Origin of the sequence: Stenotrophomonas aracearum, assembly GCF_031834615.1 — a bacterium.
GTDB classification, from domain to species: domain Bacteria; phylum Pseudomonadota; class Gammaproteobacteria; order Xanthomonadales; family Xanthomonadaceae; genus Stenotrophomonas; species Stenotrophomonas aracearum.
The window spans coordinates 918,620-937,604 of record NZ_CP115543.1; the positions used below are offsets into that span (position 1 = coordinate 918,620).

Here is an 18,985-nt window from a genome sequence, read left to right on the forward strand (position 1 = left end):
GGGGGAAAGGCGGAATTATAGGGGGTGTGGGGGCGGGGGCATGTTGCGGTGCGTCCATGACGTTCGGCCGACGGGCCGTGTGGCGGACCCGGCTACAATCGGCGGTTCTTTCACCCAAGGGCCGCTCATGCGCTCGAATCTGCTTGCGTTTTCCGTCGTTGCCAGCCTTGGGCTGGTCCAGGCCGCCGCTGCCGCCGAGGGCATGTGGGTGCCGCAACAGCTGCCGGAGATTGCCGGGCCGCTGAAGCAGGCCGGCCTGAAGCTGTCGCCGGAACAGATCTCCGACCTGACCGGCGACCCGATGGGCGCGGTGGTCGCGCTGGGCGGCTGCACCGCCAGCTTCGTCTCGCCGCAGGGCCTGGTGGTCACCAACCACCACTGCGCCTATGGCGCGATCCAGCTCAACTCGACCGCCGAGAAGAACCTGATCAAGGACGGCTTCAATGCGCCGACCCTGAAGGACGAACTCAGCGCCGGTCCGAACGCGCGCGTGTTCGTGCTCGACCAGATCACCGACGTCACCGACCAGGCCAAGGCCGCCATTGCCGCCGCCGGCAAGGACCCGCTGGCCCGTACCCGCGCGCTGGAAGCGTTCGACAAGGCGCAGACCGCCGCCTGCGAGGCCGACGCCGGTTTCCGCTGCCGCCTGTACAGCTTCTCTGGCGGCAACACCTACCGCCTGTTCCGCAACATGGAAATCAAGGACGTGCGCCTGGTCTACGCGCCGCCCGGCAGCGTCGGCAAGTTCGGCGGCGACGTCGACAACTGGATGTGGCCGCGCCACACCGGCGACTTCTCGTTCTACCGCGCCTATGTCGGCAAGGACGGCAAGCCGGCCGCATTCTCGGCCGACAACGTGCCGTACCAGCCGAAGCACTTCCTGAAGTTCGCCGACCAGCCGCTGGGCGCCGACGACTTCGTGATGGTGGCCGGTTACCCGGGCCGCACCAACCGCTACGCGCTGGCTGGCGAATTCAATGAGACCGCCGACTGGTCCTACCCGACCATCGCCCGCCACTACAACGCGGTGCTGGACCTGATCGACAAGGCCGGCAAGGCCGATCCGGACGTGAAGGTGAAGTACGCCAACACGGCCGCCAGCATGAACAACGTGGCCAAGAACTACAAAGGCCAGCTGGAAGGCTTCAAGCGCATCGACGCCGCCGGCCAGAAGCAGGCCGAGGAAGCGGCCGTGCTGGCATGGCTGAAGAAGCAGGGCGCGGCGGGCAAGCCCGCACTGGCCGCGCACGCGCAGCTGGTCAAGCACCTGGACACCAGCCGCACCACCCGCGAGCGCGACCTGTTCGTCAGCCAGTTCAACAACACGTCTGCGGTCGGCGCCGCGCTGTCGCTGTATCGCCTGTCGATCGAGCGCGCCAAGCCGGACGCCGAGCGCGAAACCGGCTACCAGGAACGCGACCTGCCGACCCTGGAAGGCACCCTGCGCCAGATGGACCGCCGCTACGTGGCGAAGATGGACCAGCAGCTGCAGCAGTACTGGCTGAACCAGTACGCGGCCCTGCCGGCGGCACAGCGCAGCAACGAGGTGCTGAACCAGTGGCTGGCCGGCAGCGATGCCGCCGCCGTCGACGGCCTGGTCCGCAAGCTGTCGGGCACGAAGCTGGGCAGCCTGGACGAGCGCCTGACCTGGTTCAAGGCCGACCGCGCCGCCTTCGAAGCCAGCACCGACCCGGCCATCCAGTACGCGGTGGCAGCGATGCCGGCGCTGCTGAAGCAGGAAGAGCAGAAGAAGACCCGCGAAGGCGAATCGCTGCTGGCCCGCCCGACCTACCTGCAGGCCGTGGCCGACTACAAGAAGAGCCAGGGCGGCTTCGTCTATCCCGACGCCAACCTGTCGCTGCGCATCACCTTCGGCAATGTCATGGGCTACGGCAAGGACGGCGTGAACTACACCCCGTTCACCACGCTGGAAGGCGTGGCCGCCAAGGAAACCGGCGAAGATCCGTTCGACTCGCCCAAGGCGCTGCTGGACGCGGTCAAGGCCAAGCGATACGGCGGGCTGGAAGACAAGCGGATCGGCTCGGTGCCGGTCAACTTCCTCTCCAACCTGGACATCACCGGCGGCAATTCCGGTTCGCCGGTGCTTGACGCGCACGGCAAGCTGGTCGGCCTGGCCTTCGACGGCAACTGGGAATCGGTCAGCTCCAACTGGGTGTTCGACCCGGTGATGACCCGCATGATTGCGGTGGACAGCCGCTACATGCAGTGAATCATGCAGGAGGTGGCGCCCGCGCCGCAGCTGCTGAAAGAGCTGAACCTGACCCACTGATTCACCGAAGACCCCGCGGCCAAAACCGCGGGGTTTTTTCTTAGGTATCATGCGGTTCCCCCCACGATCGTTCACGCAATGTGAACGATTGCGACTGCCAAGGATCTCAAGTTCGCATGCGCATCCTGCTTGCCCGTCACGGTGAAACCCCGTGGAATGCCGAAGGCCGTTACCAGGGCCAGATCGATATCCCGCTGTCGCCGATCGGCGAAGCCCAAGCCCAGGCGCTGGGCGAACGCCTGAAGTCGGTGGACATCACCCGCGCCGTCGCCTCGCCGCTGTCGCGCGCGCAGCGCACCGCGCAGCTGGCGCTGGGCGCCGAACGGGCGCCGGTGCTGCTGACCGAACCGGACCTGCAGGAGATCGCCCACGGTGAGTGGGAAGGCCTGCTGGCCAGCGAAATCCATGAGAAAGACCCGTCGCGCCTGCAGGCCTGGCGGGAGGAACCGGACACCGTGCTGATGCCCGGCGGCGAATCGCTGCGCCTGGTGCTGGACCGCAGCTGGCGTGGCCTGGCCCGCGCCGCCGAAGGGTTGGGCGAGCACGACACCCTGCTGGTGGTGGCCCATGACGCGGTCAACCGGGTGATCCTGTGCCGGATCCTGGGCCTGCCGCTGTCGCGCCTGTGGACCTTCCGCCAGGCCCCGACCACGCTCAACCTGCTCGAAGGCGCCGACCTGGACAGCCTGGAAGTGGTGCGCCTGAACGACTGCGCCCACCACACGCCGTTCTTCGGTGAAGCCAAGCACCGCGCGCTGTAACCCCGACCCACACGATCCATCGCCATGAATACCGCCCGCCCGCAGACGCTCGCCGATTGGCTTGCTTACATCGAACAGCAGCACCCGGCCACCATCGACATGGGGCTGGAGCGCGTACGCACGGTCGCCACCGCCATGGGCCTGGGCCAGCCGGCGCCGCACACCATCGTGGTCGGCGGTACCAACGGCAAGGGCTCCACCGTGGCCTTCGTCGAGGCCATCGCGCGGGCGGCCGGCTGGAAGGTGGGCGCGTATACCTCGCCGCACTTGCTGCAGTACAACGAGCGTGTCCGCATCGATGGCGAGGACGCCTCCGACGCGGCCCTGGTCGCGGCCTTCAACGCGATCGAGGACGCCCGCGGCGATACCACGCTGACCTATTTCGAGTACGGCACGCTGGCTGCGCTGCACCTGTTCGCAGGCGCCGGGCTGGACCTGGCGGTGCTGGAAGTGGGGTTGGGTGGGCGCCTGGACGCAGTCAACATCGTCGACGCCGACGTCGCGATCATCACCACGGTGGACATCGACCACGCCGACTGGCTGGGTGAGGACCGCGAGGCCATCGGCGTGGAGAAGGCCGGCATCATCCGCGGCTGGAAGCCGGTGATCCTGGGCGAGACCGATCCGCCCTCGAGCGTGCTGGCGCGCGCCTATCTGCTGGGCGCCAATGCGATCCGGGGTGGCAGCGATTTCTTCGCCGACGTGATCGATGCGCAGGCATGGCGCTGGCGCGATGTCGGTTTCCGTATCGAGCTGCCGATGCCCTCGCTGCGCGGCCCGATCCAGCTGCGCAACGCAGCGTCGGCCATCGCCGCGCTGCGCGCGCTGGACAAGCCGCTGTCGCGCGCGGCGATCATCGACGGCGTGGCGCAGGCGCGCATCCGTGGCCGCCTGCAGGCGTTCGAGCGCGACGGGGTGGAAGTGCTGGTCGATGTCGGGCACAACCCTCAGGCCGCACGCGAACTGGCAACGTCGTTGAAGGTGGCGCCGCGAAGCGGACGCACGCTGGCTGTGTTCGCCGCGCTGCAGGACAAGGACGCGGTGGGCGTGGTCGAGGCCCTGGCCGACCGCGTCGATGCCTGGTACCTGGCCGGGCTCGATGGCGCGCGCGCGCAGAGCGCGACCGCATTGCAGGCACGCCTGGCCGATACCGCCGCTGCCGGCGCGTCCACGCACGCCAGCGTGGAGGTCGCGCTGCAGCAGGCGCTGGCAACTGCGAAGGCAGGCGACCGCGTGCTGGTGTTCGGTTCCTTCCATACCGCTGCACAGGCCGTGCAGTGGCTGGAACAGGCCCGCTGACGCGGGCGGCCGGCCACCTCGTTCAGTTGTCTTCGACGCCGCACCCGCGCGCGCCCGTATAATCGCCGTGGCATTCCGCCGCGCCGCCTGCCTGCCTTCCGTGGATACTCCTCTGAAACAGCGTCTGATTGGTGCCATCGTCCTGGTGGCGCTGGCCGTGATTTTCCTGCCCATGCTGGTCAAGGGCCCAGCGCCCGACAGTGGCGTGGCCAATGTTCCGATCAGTGCTCCGGATGCTCCGGCCGACGGCCAGTTCCAGACCCGCGAACTGCCGCTGGTAGCGCCCACCGGCGGGGCCACTGGCCTGCAGGGTGCGGCCAGCACCACCGCGCCGTTGCAGGACGCTGCCGCGCCGGCCGAAGCGGCCGTTGCCGACACCTCGCCCGCCGTGGCTGCGGGCAACTATGCGGTCAGTTTCGGCGCCTACGGCAGCCAGGCCGACGCCAATGCGGTCATCGCCTTCCTGAAGAAGGCCCAGCTGCCGGGCTTCAGCGAAGCGGCGATGATCAACGGCCGCCCGGCCTGGCGGGTCCGGGTAGGACCGTACGCCGACCGCGCGCAGGCCGAAGCCGCGCGCCTTGAGGCAGTGAAAGTTCGCAATGACGTCAAGGCCGAAGTGGTAACTCTGGACGCCGGTGCGAACAGCGCGGTGGCCACCGCGCCGACTCCGACCACCACCCCGGCCAGTCCGGCGCCGGCGGCGGCCTCCAGTGCCAGCGCCGCCCCGGCCGCCGCGGCAGTCAAGACCGAAGCGCTGCCGCCGGAGCCGGTGGCCGCCGCCAAGGCGGCGCCGAAGCCGGAAGCACCCAAACCCGAACCGAAGCCTGCCCCGGCCAAGCCGGAAGCACCGGTCGCGGCGACCAAGCCGGCCGTGGTGCCGGCGGCGCCGGCCGCCAGCAGCGTCGGCTTCGCCGTGCAGCTGGGCGCGTTCGGCCAGGCCAGCGACGCCAACGCGCTGCGCGACAAGGTCCGCGCCGCCGGTTTCAGCGCATTCGTGGAGCAGGTACGCACCGACAAGGGCACGCTCAACCGCGTGCGTGTCGGGCCGGTCGCCAACCGTGCCGAGGCGGAGAACCTCAAGGCCCAGGTTGCGTCGAAGGTCGGCGTGGCCGGCATGGTCCGGCCGCATCCCTGATGCGGCGCCATGACCTGACCGGAGCGCGGCATGCTTGATGTCGTGCTGCTGGCGGTAATCGGCATTTCCACCCTGCTGGGGCTGATGAAAGGCTTCGTCAGCATCGTCATCAGCACCCTGTCATGGCTGCTCGGCGGCTGGGCCGCACTGATGTTCGGGCGCAGCGCGGCGGCCTGGTGGTCGGCTCCGGCGGCGCCGGGCAGCGGCCATTACGTGGCCGGGTACCTCACCGTGTTCCTGCTGGTCATGGTCTCGGTCTGGGCGATCGGCCTGGTGGTCCGCCAAGCGGTCCGTTCGACCAGCCTGAACGGCGCCGACCGCATGCTGGGCGGCGGCCTGGGCGTGGCGCGCGGCGGCCTGATCGCCTGCGTACTGCTGCTGCTGGGCTCCTACACGCCGTTGACCCGTGAGCCGACCTGGCGGAATTCCTACCTGCGCGTCGCGCTGGACCCCGGCGTGGGCTGGATGCAGGCGCACATGCCGCGCATGCCGGACCTGCCGGCGCTGCCCGATCTGGACGCCATGCAGGGGCTGCAGGCCCTGCCTGCCGCGCTGCCGGAGGTGAACATGGCGCAACTGCCCGGCGTGGAGTTGGGCAAGCCGGGCGCGACAGGCGATAATGGCGTACTTGGCCAGTTGCTGGGTGGGCGCGGATGGCCGCGACCACTGGATGAGACCCCGCAGCAGGCGGTGGACCCCGCCGATGTGTGGGCCAACCAGGCACGACCAGGCTCCCCCCAGAACACCGATCCGGCGCTCGTGCGGCCGGACGACACCGGTCCGGCACGGAACGGTTCCCCCGGCCAGGCACGGCCACCTTCACAGTAGATGGGCCCAGCCCAGCGGAGATTCGCACCATGTGTGGCATCGTCGGTATTGTCGGCAACCAGAACGTCGCCGGGCAGTTGTATGACGGCCTGACCGTCCTCCAGCATCGCGGCCAGGACGCGGCGGGCATCGCCACCGCCGACGGCACCCGCCTGCGCGTGCAGAAGGCCAATGGCCTGGTCCGGGACGTGTTCGACGCCAAGACCATGTCGACCCTGGAAGGCCGGGTCGGCATCGCGCATGTGCGGTACCCGACCGCCGGTTCGGAAGGGATGGACGAGGCGCAGCCGTTCTACGTCAATTCGCCGTACGGCATCGCGCTGGCCCACAACGGCAACCTGATCAATACCGAAACGCTGCGCCAGCAGGTGTTCGAGCAGGACCGCCGCAACGTCAACACCGATTCGGACAGCGAAGTGCTGCTGAACGTGTTCGCGTTCGAGCTGGACGCCCAGCGCCAGCTGAGCCCGGAAGCGGCCATCCGTGCGGTGGCCGGCGTGCACCGCCGCTGCAAGGGCGGGTATGCGGTGATCAGCGTGGTATTGGGCCTGGGCCTGGTGGCGTTCCGCGACCCGCACGGGATCCGTCCGCTGGTGCTGGGCAAGCGCGCGCATGCCGAAGGCGATGAGTACATCGTGGCGTCGGAATCGTCGGCGCTGGACGTGCTGGGCTTCCAGCGCGTGCGCGATGTGCGCCCGGGCGAGGCGCTGGTGATCACCGCGCGCGGCGAGCTGTTCTCGGAGGTGTGCGCCGAGCCGGTCGAGCACAGTCCGTGCATCTTCGAGTACGTGTACTTCGCGCGTCCGGATTCGATGATCGACAACGTGTCGGTGCACAAGGCGCGCATGCGCATGGGCATCAAGCTGGGCGAGAAGATCCTGCGCCTGCGCCCGGACCACGACATCGATACGATCATTCCGATCCCGGATACCTCGCGCGACGCTGCGCTGGAAATCTCCAACGTGCTCGGGGTGAAGTACCGCGAAGGCTTCATCAAGAACCGTTACATCGGCCGCACCTTCATCATGCCGGGGCAGGGTGAGCGGGTGAAGTCGGTGCGCCGCAAGCTCAATCCGATCCACCTGGAGTTCCGCAACCGGGTGGTGCTGCTGGTGGACGATTCGATCGTGCGCGGTACCACCAGCCAGCAGATCGTGCAGATGGCGCGCGACGCCGGCGCACGCAAGGTGTACCTGGCCAGCGCGGCACCGCCGGTGCGTTACCCGAACATCTACGGCATCGACATGCCGGCGGCGGAGGAGCTGGTGGCGCACAACCGCAGCGTGGAGGAGATCGAGGCGCACCTGGGCTGCGACTGGTTGATCTACCAGGACATCGAGGACATGGAAGCGGCGGTGCGCGAGGGCAACCCGGAGCTGAAGTCGTTCGATTCGTCGTGCTTCAACGGGGTGTATCCGACCGGGATCGAGCCGGGCTACTTCGAGCGCATCCAGCAGCTGCGTTCGGACGACGCCAAGCACAAGCGCCGCGCCTGAGGCTTGGCGGTGAGTGCGAGCGTGCTGCAGGATGCGGCGGCCGGTGACCTGCTGCGCGCGGCGCAGCAGTGCATGGCGGAAGCCGATCCGCTGCGCAAGGTGGCGCTGACGCGGGAGTACGCGGGGCAGTATCGGGCGGGGCAGTTGAAGCTGGCGGCGGACGCACCGATGCCGGAGCCGATCCGGATGCCGGGTCGGCCAGCGCAGCTGCGACTGGTGCATCCGCGCGAGGTACCACGGCGTGGGTTGGGCAACGCGGAAGGGCGTGCGGCATTCATCCACGCGATCGCGCATATCGAGCTCAATGCGATCGACCTGGCCTGGGATGCGGTGTACCGCTTCCGGGGGCTGCCGTCGTCGTTCCATGCGGACTGGGTGGGGGTGGCCGACGATGAGTCGCGCCATTTCCTGTTGCTGCGCGAGCGGTTGCAGGCCTACGGGTTCGACTACGGCGATTTCGCGGCGCACAACGGGTTGTGGGAGATGTGCGAGAAAACGGCGCACGATGGCCTGGCGCGGATGGCGCTGGTGCCACGCGTGCTGGAGGCGCGCGGGCTGGACGTGACGCCGGGGATGATCACCAAGCTGCGCTCATCCAACGACCACGCGACCGCCGATGTGCTGGAGATCATCCTGCGCGAAGAGGTGGCACATGTAGCGGCGGGGACGCGGTGGTACCGCTGGTACTGTGCGCGCGAAGGGGTGGAGCCTCGCGCTCGGTTCATCGCGTTGTTGAAGGAACACGCGGGCGGTTATCTCAATGGTCCGTTCAATCTGGAAGCGCGTTTGCTGGCAGGGTTCGACGAAGAGGAAATGGCGGATCTGCTGGAGCAGGCGACCCGCCGGTAGAGCCACGCCCTGCGTGGCTGCATCCACCAGTCAAACGTTCCCCAACACCACGCGTTTCCCATCGTCCGTTGGCCGGTTGATGTAAAACAATCCCGGCCCTGGCCGATACGGCAGTTCCCGCGTGGCCTCGTCCGCTGCATACAACAACGCGGTGTCGCCCAGCGCATCGAAATTCCAATGCGCGGACTGCATCAGGTAGCGCTGTCGCAACAACGTTTCCTGCGCGGCATCCAATGCCTGCCCGGCCACCAGGCGCGTGGCAATCGGCTGCAGTTCCGTCGGCAACGCCAATGTCGGATCGGCATCCGGCGTGCGCGCCCACACCACGCCCGCCGCTGCGGCGCGTGCATGCACCAGGCGCAGTGCGATCAACTGGTAACGCCAGTCGATCTCGCGCTTGAGCACCACGGCGGCATGCGCGAACAGCACCCACTGCGGCAGCACGCTGTCGCTGCCGGCCACGCGCATCTGCTGCCAGCGGTGCCATACGTCGACCCAGATGCGGGCGTCATCCAGTCCGAGCGCGGCCTGCCAGCGTCGGCAGTCGGCCTGGGCGCGCGCGTACACCTGCGTGGCCTGGAGTACGCCGAGCGGCGGGGTCGTGGTGTCGGGCACGCCGTGATTGCGCAACCGTTGTCCCTGCGGCCGGGTCAGCAGTTTCGGTCCTTCGATGCGCTGGTCGTAGCCGCCGCCGATGTTGGCGTGTACGCCGGGCAGGGCGATTTCTTCATGCGCCGGTGCGACGGTGGTGAGTGCGAAGTAGTGGCGGTGTTCGTCGCGGGCGACGACCTGCACGACCTTGTCGGCGCAGCCGGGGGCGAGCACCACGCGGGGCAGTTCGTCGCGCTGCCGGGCATCGATGGCGACCACGGTGTCGAACAGGCCGACGAAGCGCACCGGGCGGGCGGTTGCGGTGGCGGCGGCGGTCCAGCCGGTGCGCCGCAGCTGTTCCTGCAGCCAGCTGCGGCCGTCGGCGGCGTTGAGGCGGTTGACCGCGTCGCGGGCGGAGGCGGCGCCGCGCGAGAAGCCGAACAGATCCAGGCGTACGCTGCCTACGAGCTGCGCGGGCAGGGTCCGTGCCAGGGCGCGCAGGGCCTCGGGCAGGCGCACGTCGAGCGCCTGGTGGACCTTGGCTTTCACACCGGTGGCGCCGATGCCGAAGGCCAGGCCCATCAGGTCGTCGTCCTTGCCGGTGCGGGTGCCGGCGCCTTCGATGTAGATCGCCAGCGACAGCAGGCCGGGCGTGGACGCCGCGCCATTGCGGTGGTCGGGGTAGAGCGCATGCAGGCGCGCGATGTTGGTCAGGCCGTTACTGAAACTGCTGGTCAGGCGGCTCTGGTAGGGCGAGGCGTCGTCGGCGAGCACGGCCGGCGCCGGTGCGAGCGGGGCGGGGGCGGCGCGGCCGGCGGGACGCGAGGCGTGCCGCAGGTTGTCGGCGTTGTTGCGGGTGCCGTCGAAGAACAGGCCGATCTGCAGCGTGACCGGCACGGGAGTGGTCGGATCGGGATGCCCAGCCATGCCTCGGTGTCCCCTGTCGATGCAGGCCAAAGGTAGCGCGAAAACGACACGAGCGCGACGTAACTGAACCGCTTCGGGTCGGGGTCACAGTTCCGACATGTGATCGAGGGCCTCTATTGAATTCACGCGACCGATTGGCGCCAGATGGTCACGCCTGCTGACAGGGGTGGCAGCGCGAACACGTTCCTTACTGAAGATCACTCATAGCGAGGCGACATGATGTCCAGTCCGATGAGAAAGACCGCAGTTGCGATCACGCTGTTCCTGGTCACCGTCGGCACGGCGGCGGCCGCGCCCCTGTTCGCGCCGGTCACGGTGTTGAGCCGTGCCAGTGCGGCCAGCCAGCCGGCCGCGCAGGCGGTGCTGGCGGCACCGTCCACGGCGGCGGTGCAGGAAGTCCGGGTCGATGCAGGCGCGGTGGTGGCCGGCCAGCGCCAGCTGGAGTTCGAGCTGCTGGGCACGCCGGTGCAGGCACTGCAACAGCGGGTCGAGAACCTCCCCGATGGCGGCAGCATCTGGTACGGCAGCCTGCGGGATGCGGGATCGAAGCTGACCCGCCAGGCGGGCGGCAATGACCCGGGCAATTCGGTGATCCTGGTGCAGTCCGGCGGGACGGTGACCGGATCGATCCGCAGGAACGGCACGCTGTACCGGTTGCGCCCGCTCAGCGACGGCCGCCACGTGCTGGTCCAGGTCGACGAGTCGCGGATGCCGGCCGAGCATCCGGCCGACTACAACACGCTGCCGAAGATCGAGATGCCGGCCAGTGAGCGTGCCGGCATCGCGGCCGCGTCGTCGGGCAGCCCGGCCACCATCCGCGTGCTGGTGGCCGCCACCAATGCAGCGGTGAGTGCCTACGGCGGCAACATGCAGCAGCTGGTGCAGCTGGCGGTGGCCGAGTCCAACCAGGGCTACACCAACAGCAACGTGGGCATCACCATGCAGCTGGCCGGCTACCAGGCCGTGGCGTATGCCAGACCGGCAACTTCAGCACCGACCTGGCGCGCTTCCGCTCCACCAATGATGGCTACATGGATGCGATCCACACCACCCGCAACAGCACGGCGGCGGACGTGGCGGTGTTGATCCTCAACAACAGCAGCTACTGCGGGCTGGCGTCGGGAATCGGTTCGACCGCGTCCAGCGCGTTCGCGGCGGTGTACTGGGACTGCGCCACGGGCTACTACTCGTTCGCGCATGAGATCGGCCACCTGCAGAGCGCCCGGCACGACATCGCCACCGACTCCAGCACCACGCCGTATGCGTATGGCCACGGGTATCGCTACCAGCCGGCCAGCGGCGCGCGCTGGCGCACCATCATGGCCTACGACTGCACCTCGGGCTGCCCGCGCCTGAACTTCTGGTCCAACCCCAACATCAGCTACAACGGGGTGCCGATGGGCATCGCCTCGAGCGCGGACAACCAGCGCGTGCTGGTCAACACCAAGGCGGCGGTCGCCGCGTTCCGGTAACGGACTCCGGGGCTGCGCGTCAGGCCAACGCGTCCAGGGTCCAGCCCTGTGGCGTGACGCGCAGTACCGAACCCTGTTCGTACCAGTCGCCGAGCACGATGCGCGTGCAGCTGCGGCCACCGGCCTGCAGGGTATGGATTGCAGGGCGGTGGGTATGGCCGTGGATCATGGTGTCCACGCCGTGCCGCACGAAGGTGGCGGTGACCTCGTCCGGGGCGACGTCGGTGACAGTCTCGAAGGTGGCGCGGTTGCCCTGCTTCATTTCCGACTGGCGGGCCTGGCTGGCATCGCGCGCCTTCTGTGCGAAGGCGATGCGCGCGGCCAGCGGCTGCGCCAGGAACTGCGCCTGGAACACCGGGTCGCGGGTCTGCGCGCGGAACTGCTGGTAGGCCACGTCGTCGGTGCACAGCAGGTCGCCGTGCTGGAGCAGCACCGGCTGGCCGTACAGGTCGATCACGCTGGGGTCGGGCAGGATCCGGAATCCGGCGCGGCGCGCGTAGTCGTCGCCGACCAGGAAATCGCGGTTGCCGCGGATGAAGTACACCGGCACCCCGGCTGCAGACACCGCCTTGAGCGCGTCGGCCACCGCGTCGGCGGCGGGCGAGGGGGTGTCATCGCCGATCCAGGCCTCGAACAGATCCCCGAGGATGTACAGGGCGTCGGCCTGCATCGCCTCGCGCTGCAGGAACGCCAGGAACAGCTCGGTGATGGCTGGACGGCTGGGGTCCAGGTGCAGATCGGAAATGAACAGCGTGGTCATGCCACGCATTGTATTCGGTTATCAAACCGGCAAAGGCAACCATTGCAGGCTCGCACCCGCCAAGGCCGTGGCTATGGCCGTCGCCGCCAGCACGTCACTGGGGTAATGCAATCCCAGGACCACCCGCGACACGCCGACCGCTGCGGTGAACGGCACCAGGAGCGGGGCCAGCCACGGGTAGTACGCCAGCGCCACGATGGTGAACGACACCGCGTGCAGCGTATGCCCGGACGGGAAGCTGAACTCGTCCAGCGGCGCCACCCAGGCGCGGATCCGCAGGTCGGCCGCGTAGGGCCGCGGACGCCTCGTCCAGCGCTTCAGGCCCTTGTACAGCAGCAGCGCCATCAACCCGGTGGCCGCCATGTGCAGCGACGCGCGCAGGCCGTCGAAACCGTCGACCAGCACCAGCGCGCCCATCAGGGCATACCAGAACACCCCGTCGCCGAGCCGGCTGACCACCGCGAATGCGCGGCGCACCCGACGGTGCCGGCAGTAGTCGTTGGCGCGGCGGCACAGGCGGGTTTCGCGCCCGCGCAGGGCTTCAAGCGGCGTGGTCCGCATGCGGCCTCCGGGCGTGGGCCAGTTCGGCAAGGAGGGCCTCGAACTCGGCCACCACCTGCTGCGGATGCAGTCGCTGCATCGCCACGGCGGCATTGCGGCCCAGGCGTTCGCGCGCGGCATCGTCGCCGGCCAGGCGCACGGCGGCGTCGACGAAGGCGGCATCGTCGTCGACCGCCACGCCGGTTTCATCGGTGCGCAGGTGCTCGCGCGCGGCACCGTAATCGAAGGCGACCGTGGTCACGCCGCTCGCCATTGCTTCCAGGGTGACATTGCCAAAGGTCTCGCTGCGGCTGGGGAACAGGAACAGGTCGCCACTGGCGAAGTGCCGGGCCAGCGCGTCGCCGCGCTGCACCCCGCAGAAGATGAAATCCGGGTTTTCATGCGCCAGCTTCCCGCGCGCCGGGCCATCGCCGACCCACACGAAGCGCGCCTTGGGGCGCACCTGCTGCAGGCGGCGGAAGGCCTTCACCGCCAGCGCCAGGTTCTTTTCCGCGGCAATGCGGCCGACGTAGATCGCGGCAAAGCCGGTGCCGTCGATGCCCCATTCCTCGCGCAGCGCCGGGTCGCGCCGCGTCGGCTCGAACTGGCTGCTGTCCACCGCGCGCGCGAGCAGGCGGACCCGGTCGAAGCCCTGGCCGGCCAGGAACTGCTGCAGCTCCTGGGTCGGCACCAGGGTCGCGTCGGCCTGGTTGTGGAAGCGGCGCATCCAGCGCAGTGCGGCGGCCTGCAGCCAGGCCACGCCGTAGTCGGGCAGGTACTCGTCGAACCGGGTGTGGAAGCCGGTGGCCACTGGAATGCCCAGCCGCCGCGCGGTGCGCAGCGCCGACCAGCCCAGTGGGCCCTCGGTGGCGATGTAGATCGCATCGGGCCGCTGCTGTTGCCACTGCCGGGCCAGCCGCTTGGGGGCCGGCAGGCCGAAACGCAGCCCGGGGTAGCGCGGCAGGCCCGCGCCCTGTACCAGCAGCGCGCCGCCGGCGTCGGTCTCATCGCCCTGGCGCGGGCGGACCAGGTCCACCTCGTGCCCGGCCGCGCGCAGTCCCTGCTCCAGGCCCTGTACGGTCAGGGCGACGCCGTTGACTTCGGGGGGATACGTTTCGGTGACGATCGCGTAGCGCATGGGAACCTCCCGGTTTGGCGCATGCTCGCGGGCGGCGATGTAGCCGACATGACGCGGCCATGACCAGCAGATGACGCCGTGACCGGGCACAAAAAAACCACGGCCCCGAAGGGCCGTGGTCATGTTCCATCACCCGCGGGGGGCGATCAGAAGCGCTGCTGGTACTTCATGTAGATCACGCGGCCGATGTCGTAGCCGCCGTAGTACGAGAAGGCCGAGTTCGGCTTGCTGTACATGATCGGACCCAGGCGGTCGAACACGTTGTTGGCGCCGACCGACACGGTGCCGTCCCACGGCAGGTTGTAACGGAACTGCACGTCGTGGAAGGTGACCGAGCCGCGCTCGTTGTAGTTGCGCGACCCCTTGTACCACGGGGCGTACTGGTTCGGATCCGAGCACTCTTCCGGGTACAGGGCGATGTTGGCGCACTGTTCCTTCACACCCGAGTAGTAACGCGCGGTCCAGCTCATGCCGAAGTCTTCGCGGTCCCAGCCCAGCACCAGGTTGGAACGGACGCGGAAGCCGCTGCCGATGCCGTTGGTGGTGGTCGGGACGACGCTGGCGTCGTTGGTCGAACGGTAGATGTTGCTGGACACGTAGGTGGTGGCCGAGTTCAGCGAGAACTTGCCGAACGCGGTATCCAGGCGGTAGCTCAGGTCCAGGTCGTAACCTTCGGTTTCCAGGAAACCGGCGTTGCGGTTGCCGAACTTCAGGTTGGTGACGATGCCGGTGACCGGGTCGCGATCGAAGCGGGTGCAGCGTGCGTCGATGCCCTGCTCATAGCAGTCGATCAGGATCTGGGAAGGCGTATCGGCAATGATGGTGTTGTCGATGCGGATCTTCCACCAGTCCAGCGAGGCGTTGAAGTTCTGGATGAAGCCGGGGCTCCAGACCAGGCCCAGCGTCTTGCTCTTGGAGGTTTCCGGGGTGAGGTCCGGGTTCGAGCCGCTGGTGAACGGCACCGGGGTGGCGTCGGTGGCCACGGTCACCGGCGTGCCGCCCTGGCGCAGCTGGCGGAACGTGGCGGCGTTGGCGATGTCACGCGAGCAGCGTGCGCGCACTTCGGCGCTGGTGCGCGAAGAACCGAACACGGTGTCGCACGGATCGCTGAACTGGGCGAAGGTTTCCGAACCGCCACCGAACAGGTCGTTGATGGTCGGGGCGCGGAAGCCCTCGGCCCAGGTGCCGCGCACCATCAGCGAATCGATCGGCTTCCACTTGAAGCCGAACTTGCTGTTGAGCGTGTTGCCGAAGGTGTCGTAGTCGGAGAAGCGGGTCGCGCCGTTGAAGGTCAGTTCCTTCGCGCCCGGCAGGTCGGCCAGCACCGGCACGTTCAGTTCCAGGTACGCCTCGTTGACGGTGTAGTCGCCACCGGTCGGGCCTGCGGCCAGGTTGGTGGTGGCACCGGTCTGGGCCAGCGGATCGGGCGTGTAGCGGCCGTCTTCCTTGCGGCTTTCAACGCCGAACGCGAAGCCCATGTCGCCGCCCGGCAGGGTGACGATGGAACCGGCGATGTTGGCGAAGAAGTTCTTCGAGGTGGTGCGGCCCTTGGTGACTTCTTCCGGGAACAGCCATGCCTGCAGCTCTGCATTGCCGTACAGGCCGTCCGCAGCGGTGGTGCCGTACGGAACCAGCGGGTTCCACGGCTTGCACACGTCGTAGCCGATCGGCGCGGCGGCGGTACCGCACTGGACCTTGCCGGTGGCGGTGTTCAGGAACGACGGGCCGACGCCGGCGGCGACGCGCGCCTTGTGCAGGTTGCCGGTGGCGATCGATTCCAGTTCGTTGCGGTTGTACTGGTAGCCCGCTTCCCAGTCGAAGTAGCGCTCGCCGATGTCGAACGAACCGTCGAACGAGGCCACCGCGCGGTAGGTCTTCAGTTCGCTGGTGGTCACGCGCGGCACTTCCCAGGTACGGCGGTTCCAGGCCACCGCGGTCGGGGTGGCGTAGCCGTGCTGGTTGCCGAACGGGTTGAAGTAGCTGTTGATCGACATCGAACCAACGCCGGCGGTGCTGGACTGCAGCGGGTAGCCGGCGATCTGGCGGGTCGACTCACGCTCGTTGTAGCCCAGCTCGGTGCGGAAGTTGATGCTGTCGGTGATCGCGAAGCGACCATCGAAGTACACCGAGTCGCGCTTGAGCGGATACATCACGTGCATCTGGTCGTTGGCGTTGCTCACGTCACCGGTGAACGGCGTGGTGTCGGTGCGGTGGTAGTTGCCCGGACGGGTCGGGTCGCTGCCACGGTTGAGCGAGTAGCCGCAGCCGGCGGTGGCCGTGCAGCCCGGGCCGCGCAGACCGGTGATCTGGCCGTACTGGCTGATCGTGGTCCAGTTGCTCGCGTCCAGCGGGTGGCGGTCGGTCATGCCGTACTGGCTGAAGCCGCGGTTGCGTGCCCACACGCCGTCTTCTTCGGAGTGCTCCAGCGCCAGGGTCAGCGACAGGCGGTCGTTGCTCCAGCCGGTGACCGCGTCGATACGGTCGCGCGCGCCGTCGCCTTCGCTGTACTGGCCGTGGTAGACGTTCACGGTGGTGCCGGTGACGTTGCTGCGGGTGATGATGTTGACCACGCCGGCCATCGCGTCCGAACCGTAGATCGCCGAGGCGCCGTCCTTCAGCACTTCAATCCGCTCCACCGCCGAGACCGGCAGGGTGGACACGTCCTGGTAACCGGAGGTGCTGATGCCCAAGCGCTTGCCGTTGACCAGCACCAGCGTGCGCTGGGTGCCCAGGTTGCGCATGTCGATGTAGGTACCGCCGGCATTCTCACCAGCGGTCAGCGCGTTGGCGCGGCTGATCGTCGGGCTGCCCATGGCGGTGACGTTCTGCAGGATGTCGGCCACCGAGCTGAAGCCCTGGCGTTCGATGTCGGTGCGGCTGATCGCAAACACCGGCTGGGCGGTCTCCACGTCAACGGTGCGGATGCGCGAACCGGTGATCTCGATGCGATCCAGGTTGGTGGGGCTCGGCGCGTCCTGTGCCATGGCCGGGGCGGCCACCAGGCCGGCGGTACCGGCGACCAGGGCATAGCGGATCGCCTGCCCCAGTACGTTGATGCGTGAAGTCATTTGGCTCTCTCTCTGGTTCAGAACTGAATCAAAAGAGGTCGGCGGGGTCCCAAGTCCCCGCGTCGCTCGAAAACCGTCCCAAGTGGGCCGGTGACTCGATCTTAGTCCCAGTCGTTAAGCCGATGTAAAGCTTTTTGCCAAAAATAATTCACCACCCCGTAACCAATGGGATGTATTACCTTGTAAATCAACAGATTGTGACAAAGCGCACCCATCAGGCGCTGTGTCCTGATGTATCGAAATGTATCGGGATGGTGCGGCGCGTCACGCAGATCTGCGCAACGCGGCGCGATTACGCCACGAAGGGGCGGAACAGGATGCCGAGTCCGGCCATGCCGTCGGTCTCGCCGATCAGGTCGGCGCGCAGAAGGGGGCGGGCGTCGATGTAGGCCTGCGGCAGGATCAGCGACAGGCGGTTGTCGTCCGCGCTCAGCTCCAGCGCCGGCATCGGGCTGTCTTCGTGGGCGCGGTTGAGCAGCACCGCCAGCCGGAGCAGGGCGGTCATGCGCCGGGCCGGCAGCAGCAGGCGCTCGGGCAGGGCGTCGAACGCGGACTTGGACACGTTGCGGCGGTGGCTGCGCACCAGCGCGGCCAGCAGCTGCTGTTCCTGCCGCGAGAAGCCGGCGATGTCCGAGTTCTCCAACACGTAGCTGCCATGCACGTGGTAGCCGCTGTGCGCGATCATCAGGCCCAGCTCGTGCAGGCGTGCGGCCCAGCCGAGCATGCGCGCGTCGTCGGGGTCCAGGTTCCATGCCTTTTCCACCTGGCCGAACAGGTCCATCGCGGTGCGCTGCACCCGGTCGGCCTGGACGGTGTCGATGCCATAGCGCTGGGTCAGGGCATCGACCGACTCGTCGCGCAGGTCGTTCTCGCTGGCACGGCCGAGGATGTCGTAGAGGATGCCTTCGCGCATCGCGGCCTTGCTGACCAGCAGCTTCTGCAGCCCCAGCGCGTGGAACGCCGCTTCCAGCACCAGGATGCCGCCGGCGATGATCGGGCGGCGGTCCGGCGACAGGCCGGGCAGGTCGATGTCTTCGATCCGCTTGGCCTTGAGCAGCTCGTCGCGCAGCTGCGGCAGCGCTTCGGCGGTGATCGCGCCCTTGCTCAGCTTCATGCTGGCGCAGATCTCGCTGATCGCCTTATGGGTGCCCGATGACCCCAGGGCCTCGTCCCAGCCCAGCGAACGGTACTTGGTGGCGAACTGCTGGAACTCCGCACCGATCTCGGTCAGTGCGTCCTTCCAGCGCTTCTTGCTCAGCTTGCCGCCGGGAAAGAAGCGCCGCGTGCTGGCAATGCAGCCGGCCTGCAGGCTTTCGCGCTCCAGGGTCTGCATGCCCTGGCCGATGATGAATTCGGTGGAACCGCCGCCGATGTCGATCACCAGCCGGCGCTGGTCCGGCTTGGGCGGCTGGGCGTGGGCCACGCCCAGGTAGATCAGGCGGGCCTCTTCACGCCCGCTGACCACTTCAATGGCATGTCCCAGCGCGGTTTCGGCCGGCATCAGGAAGGCTTGCGGCGAACGCAGCTGGCGGACCGTGTTGGTGGCCAGTGCGCGCACCCGCACCGGGGGAATGCCGCGGATGCGCTGGCCGAACCGGGCCAGGCACTCGAGCGCGCGCTGGCGCGCCTCGGCCGACAGGCCGCCCTTGCCATCCAGGCCGTCGGCCATGCGCACGGTCTCGCGCAGGCGGTCGACCACCCGCAGCTGGCCGAGCGTGTAGCGCGCGATGACCATGTGGAAACTGTTGGAGCCCAGGTCGATGGCGGCGAGCAGGTCGCCATCCTGCAGGGCGGGCGGTGTCGTGGAGGTATGCGGCATGGACGAATGGTA

At 68.2% G+C, this 18,985-nt stretch carries 13 protein-coding genes and 1 pseudogene; 8 read left to right on the plus strand and 6 right to left on the minus strand.

All coding sequences use genetic code 11. The features are described from left to right. Nucleotides 1-127 precede the first annotated feature (127 nt). The 7 genes from PDM28_RS04225 (at nucleotide 128) to PDM28_RS04255 (ending at nucleotide 8,658) form a co-directional block, all read left to right on the plus strand. Nucleotides 128-2,230, plus strand: coding sequence for a S46 family peptidase (locus tag PDM28_RS04225; RefSeq protein ID WP_311183908.1), 2,103 nt, complete (start codon nucleotides 128-130; stop codon nucleotides 2,228-2,230). 176 nt (nucleotides 2,231-2,406) lie between these two features. Beyond that, nucleotides 2,407-3,051, plus strand: a complete 645-nt coding sequence (locus tag PDM28_RS04230; RefSeq protein ID WP_311183909.1) for a histidine phosphatase family protein — start codon at nucleotides 2,407-2,409, stop codon at nucleotides 3,049-3,051. Between the two features lie 24 nt (nucleotides 3,052-3,075). Continuing rightward, nucleotides 3,076-4,350: a bifunctional tetrahydrofolate synthase/dihydrofolate synthase gene (gene folC / locus PDM28_RS04235; RefSeq protein ID WP_311183910.1), complete on the plus strand. Its 1,275-nt coding sequence runs from the start codon at nucleotides 3,076-3,078 to the stop codon at nucleotides 4,348-4,350. A gap of 100 nt (nucleotides 4,351-4,450) precedes the next feature. Beyond that, entirely contained in the window at nucleotides 4,451-5,485 is a 1,035-nt protein-coding gene (locus PDM28_RS04240) for an SPOR domain-containing protein (RefSeq protein WP_311183911.1), read from the plus strand. Between the two features lie 30 nt (nucleotides 5,486-5,515). Next, on the plus strand, nucleotides 5,516-6,313 hold the full coding sequence (locus PDM28_RS04245) for a CvpA family protein (protein WP_102944220.1): 798 nt from the start codon (nucleotides 5,516-5,518) through the stop codon (nucleotides 6,311-6,313). Between the two features lie 29 nt (nucleotides 6,314-6,342). Then, complete coding sequence (gene purF, locus PDM28_RS04250) at nucleotides 6,343-7,809, plus strand: amidophosphoribosyltransferase (RefSeq protein ID WP_070207561.1); 1,467 nt, start codon at nucleotides 6,343-6,345, stop codon at nucleotides 7,807-7,809. A gap of 72 nt (nucleotides 7,810-7,881) precedes the next feature. Beyond that, a complete protein-coding gene (locus PDM28_RS04255; protein ID WP_102944274.1) occupies nucleotides 7,882-8,658 on the plus strand; it encodes a ferritin-like domain-containing protein in 777 nt (258 codons plus the stop codon). Between the two features lie 30 nt (nucleotides 8,659-8,688). Here the strand turns inward: PDM28_RS04255 and PDM28_RS04260 are convergent, their stop codons facing one another. Continuing rightward, nucleotides 8,689-10,176 (minus strand): phospholipase effector Tle1 domain-containing protein, encoded by a 1,488-nt coding sequence (locus tag PDM28_RS04260; RefSeq protein ID WP_311183912.1) that lies wholly within the window; start codon nucleotides 10,174-10,176, stop codon nucleotides 8,689-8,691. Nucleotides 10,177-10,392: 216 nt separating this feature from the next. Between PDM28_RS04260 and PDM28_RS04265 the strand changes: the two are divergent. After that, a pseudogene (locus PDM28_RS04265) lies at nucleotides 10,393-11,648 on the plus strand (zinc-dependent metalloprotease). 19 nt (nucleotides 11,649-11,667) lie between these two features. Here PDM28_RS04265 and lpxH read toward each other — a convergent pair. From lpxH to ppx, 5 genes are all read right to left on the minus strand, one after another. Next, nucleotides 11,668-12,408, minus strand: coding sequence for a UDP-2,3-diacylglucosamine diphosphatase (gene lpxH / locus PDM28_RS04270; RefSeq protein ID WP_311183913.1), 741 nt, complete (start codon nucleotides 12,406-12,408; stop codon nucleotides 11,668-11,670). A 21-nt stretch (nucleotides 12,409-12,429) separates the two neighbouring features. After that, the gene (locus PDM28_RS04275) at nucleotides 12,430-12,969 is read right to left on the minus strand and encodes a phosphatase PAP2 family protein (RefSeq protein WP_311183914.1); all 540 of its coding nucleotides are present in this window, start codon (nucleotides 12,967-12,969) and stop codon (nucleotides 12,430-12,432) included. Next, nucleotides 12,950-14,086, minus strand: a complete 1,137-nt coding sequence (locus tag PDM28_RS04280; RefSeq protein ID WP_102944215.1) for a glycosyltransferase family 4 protein — start codon at nucleotides 14,084-14,086, stop codon at nucleotides 12,950-12,952. The genes PDM28_RS04275 and PDM28_RS04280 overlap by 20 nt, the downstream gene beginning before the upstream one ends. Before the next feature lie 146 nt (nucleotides 14,087-14,232). Next, on the minus strand, nucleotides 14,233-17,154 hold the full coding sequence (locus tag PDM28_RS04285; protein WP_311183915.1) for a TonB-dependent receptor domain-containing protein: 2,922 nt from the start codon (nucleotides 17,152-17,154) through the stop codon (nucleotides 14,233-14,235). A 292-nt stretch (nucleotides 17,155-17,446) separates the two neighbouring features. Then, nucleotides 17,447-18,973 carry an exopolyphosphatase gene (gene ppx / locus PDM28_RS04290; RefSeq protein ID WP_102944213.1) on the minus strand — a complete coding sequence of 509 codons (1,527 nt, stop codon included), beginning with the start codon at nucleotides 18,971-18,973 and terminating at the stop codon, nucleotides 17,447-17,449. Nucleotides 18,974-18,985: the final 12 nt, after the last annotated feature.

What these genes read in the sequence shown, in the direction of transcription:
- PDM28_RS04225 (WP_311183908.1), top strand. Translation starts at nt 128, where the DNA reads ATGCGCTCGAATCTGCTTGCGTTTTCCGTCGTTGCCAGCCTTGGGCTG.
- PDM28_RS04230 (WP_311183909.1), top strand. Translation starts at nt 2,407, where the DNA reads ATGCGCATCCTGCTTGCCCGTCACGGTGAAACCCCGTGGAATGCCGAA.
- folC (WP_311183910.1), top strand. Translation starts at nt 3,076, where the DNA reads ATGAATACCGCCCGCCCGCAGACGCTCGCCGATTGGCTTGCTTACATC.
- PDM28_RS04245 (WP_102944220.1), top strand. Translation starts at nt 5,516, where the DNA reads ATGCTTGATGTCGTGCTGCTGGCGGTAATCGGCATTTCCACCCTGCTG.
- purF (WP_070207561.1), top strand. Translation starts at nt 6,343, where the DNA reads ATGTGTGGCATCGTCGGTATTGTCGGCAACCAGAACGTCGCCGGGCAG.
- PDM28_RS04255 (WP_102944274.1), top strand. Translation starts at nt 7,882, where the DNA reads ATGGCGGAAGCCGATCCGCTGCGCAAGGTGGCGCTGACGCGGGAGTAC.
- PDM28_RS04260 (WP_311183912.1), bottom strand. Translation starts at nt 10,176, where the DNA reads ATGGCTGGGCATCCCGATCCGACCACTCCCGTGCCGGTCACGCTGCAG.
- lpxH (WP_311183913.1), bottom strand. Translation starts at nt 12,408, where the DNA reads ATGACCACGCTGTTCATTTCCGATCTGCACCTGGACCCCAGCCGTCCA.
- PDM28_RS04275 (WP_311183914.1), bottom strand. Translation starts at nt 12,969, where the DNA reads ATGCGGACCACGCCGCTTGAAGCCCTGCGCGGGCGCGAAACCCGCCTG.
- PDM28_RS04280 (WP_102944215.1), bottom strand. Translation starts at nt 14,086, where the DNA reads ATGCGCTACGCGATCGTCACCGAAACGTATCCCCCCGAAGTCAACGGC.
- PDM28_RS04285 (WP_311183915.1), bottom strand. Translation starts at nt 17,154, where the DNA reads ATGACTTCACGCATCAACGTACTGGGGCAGGCGATCCGCTATGCCCTG.
- ppx (WP_102944213.1), bottom strand. Translation starts at nt 18,973, where the DNA reads ATGCCGCATACCTCCACGACACCGCCCGCCCTGCAGGATGGCGACCTG.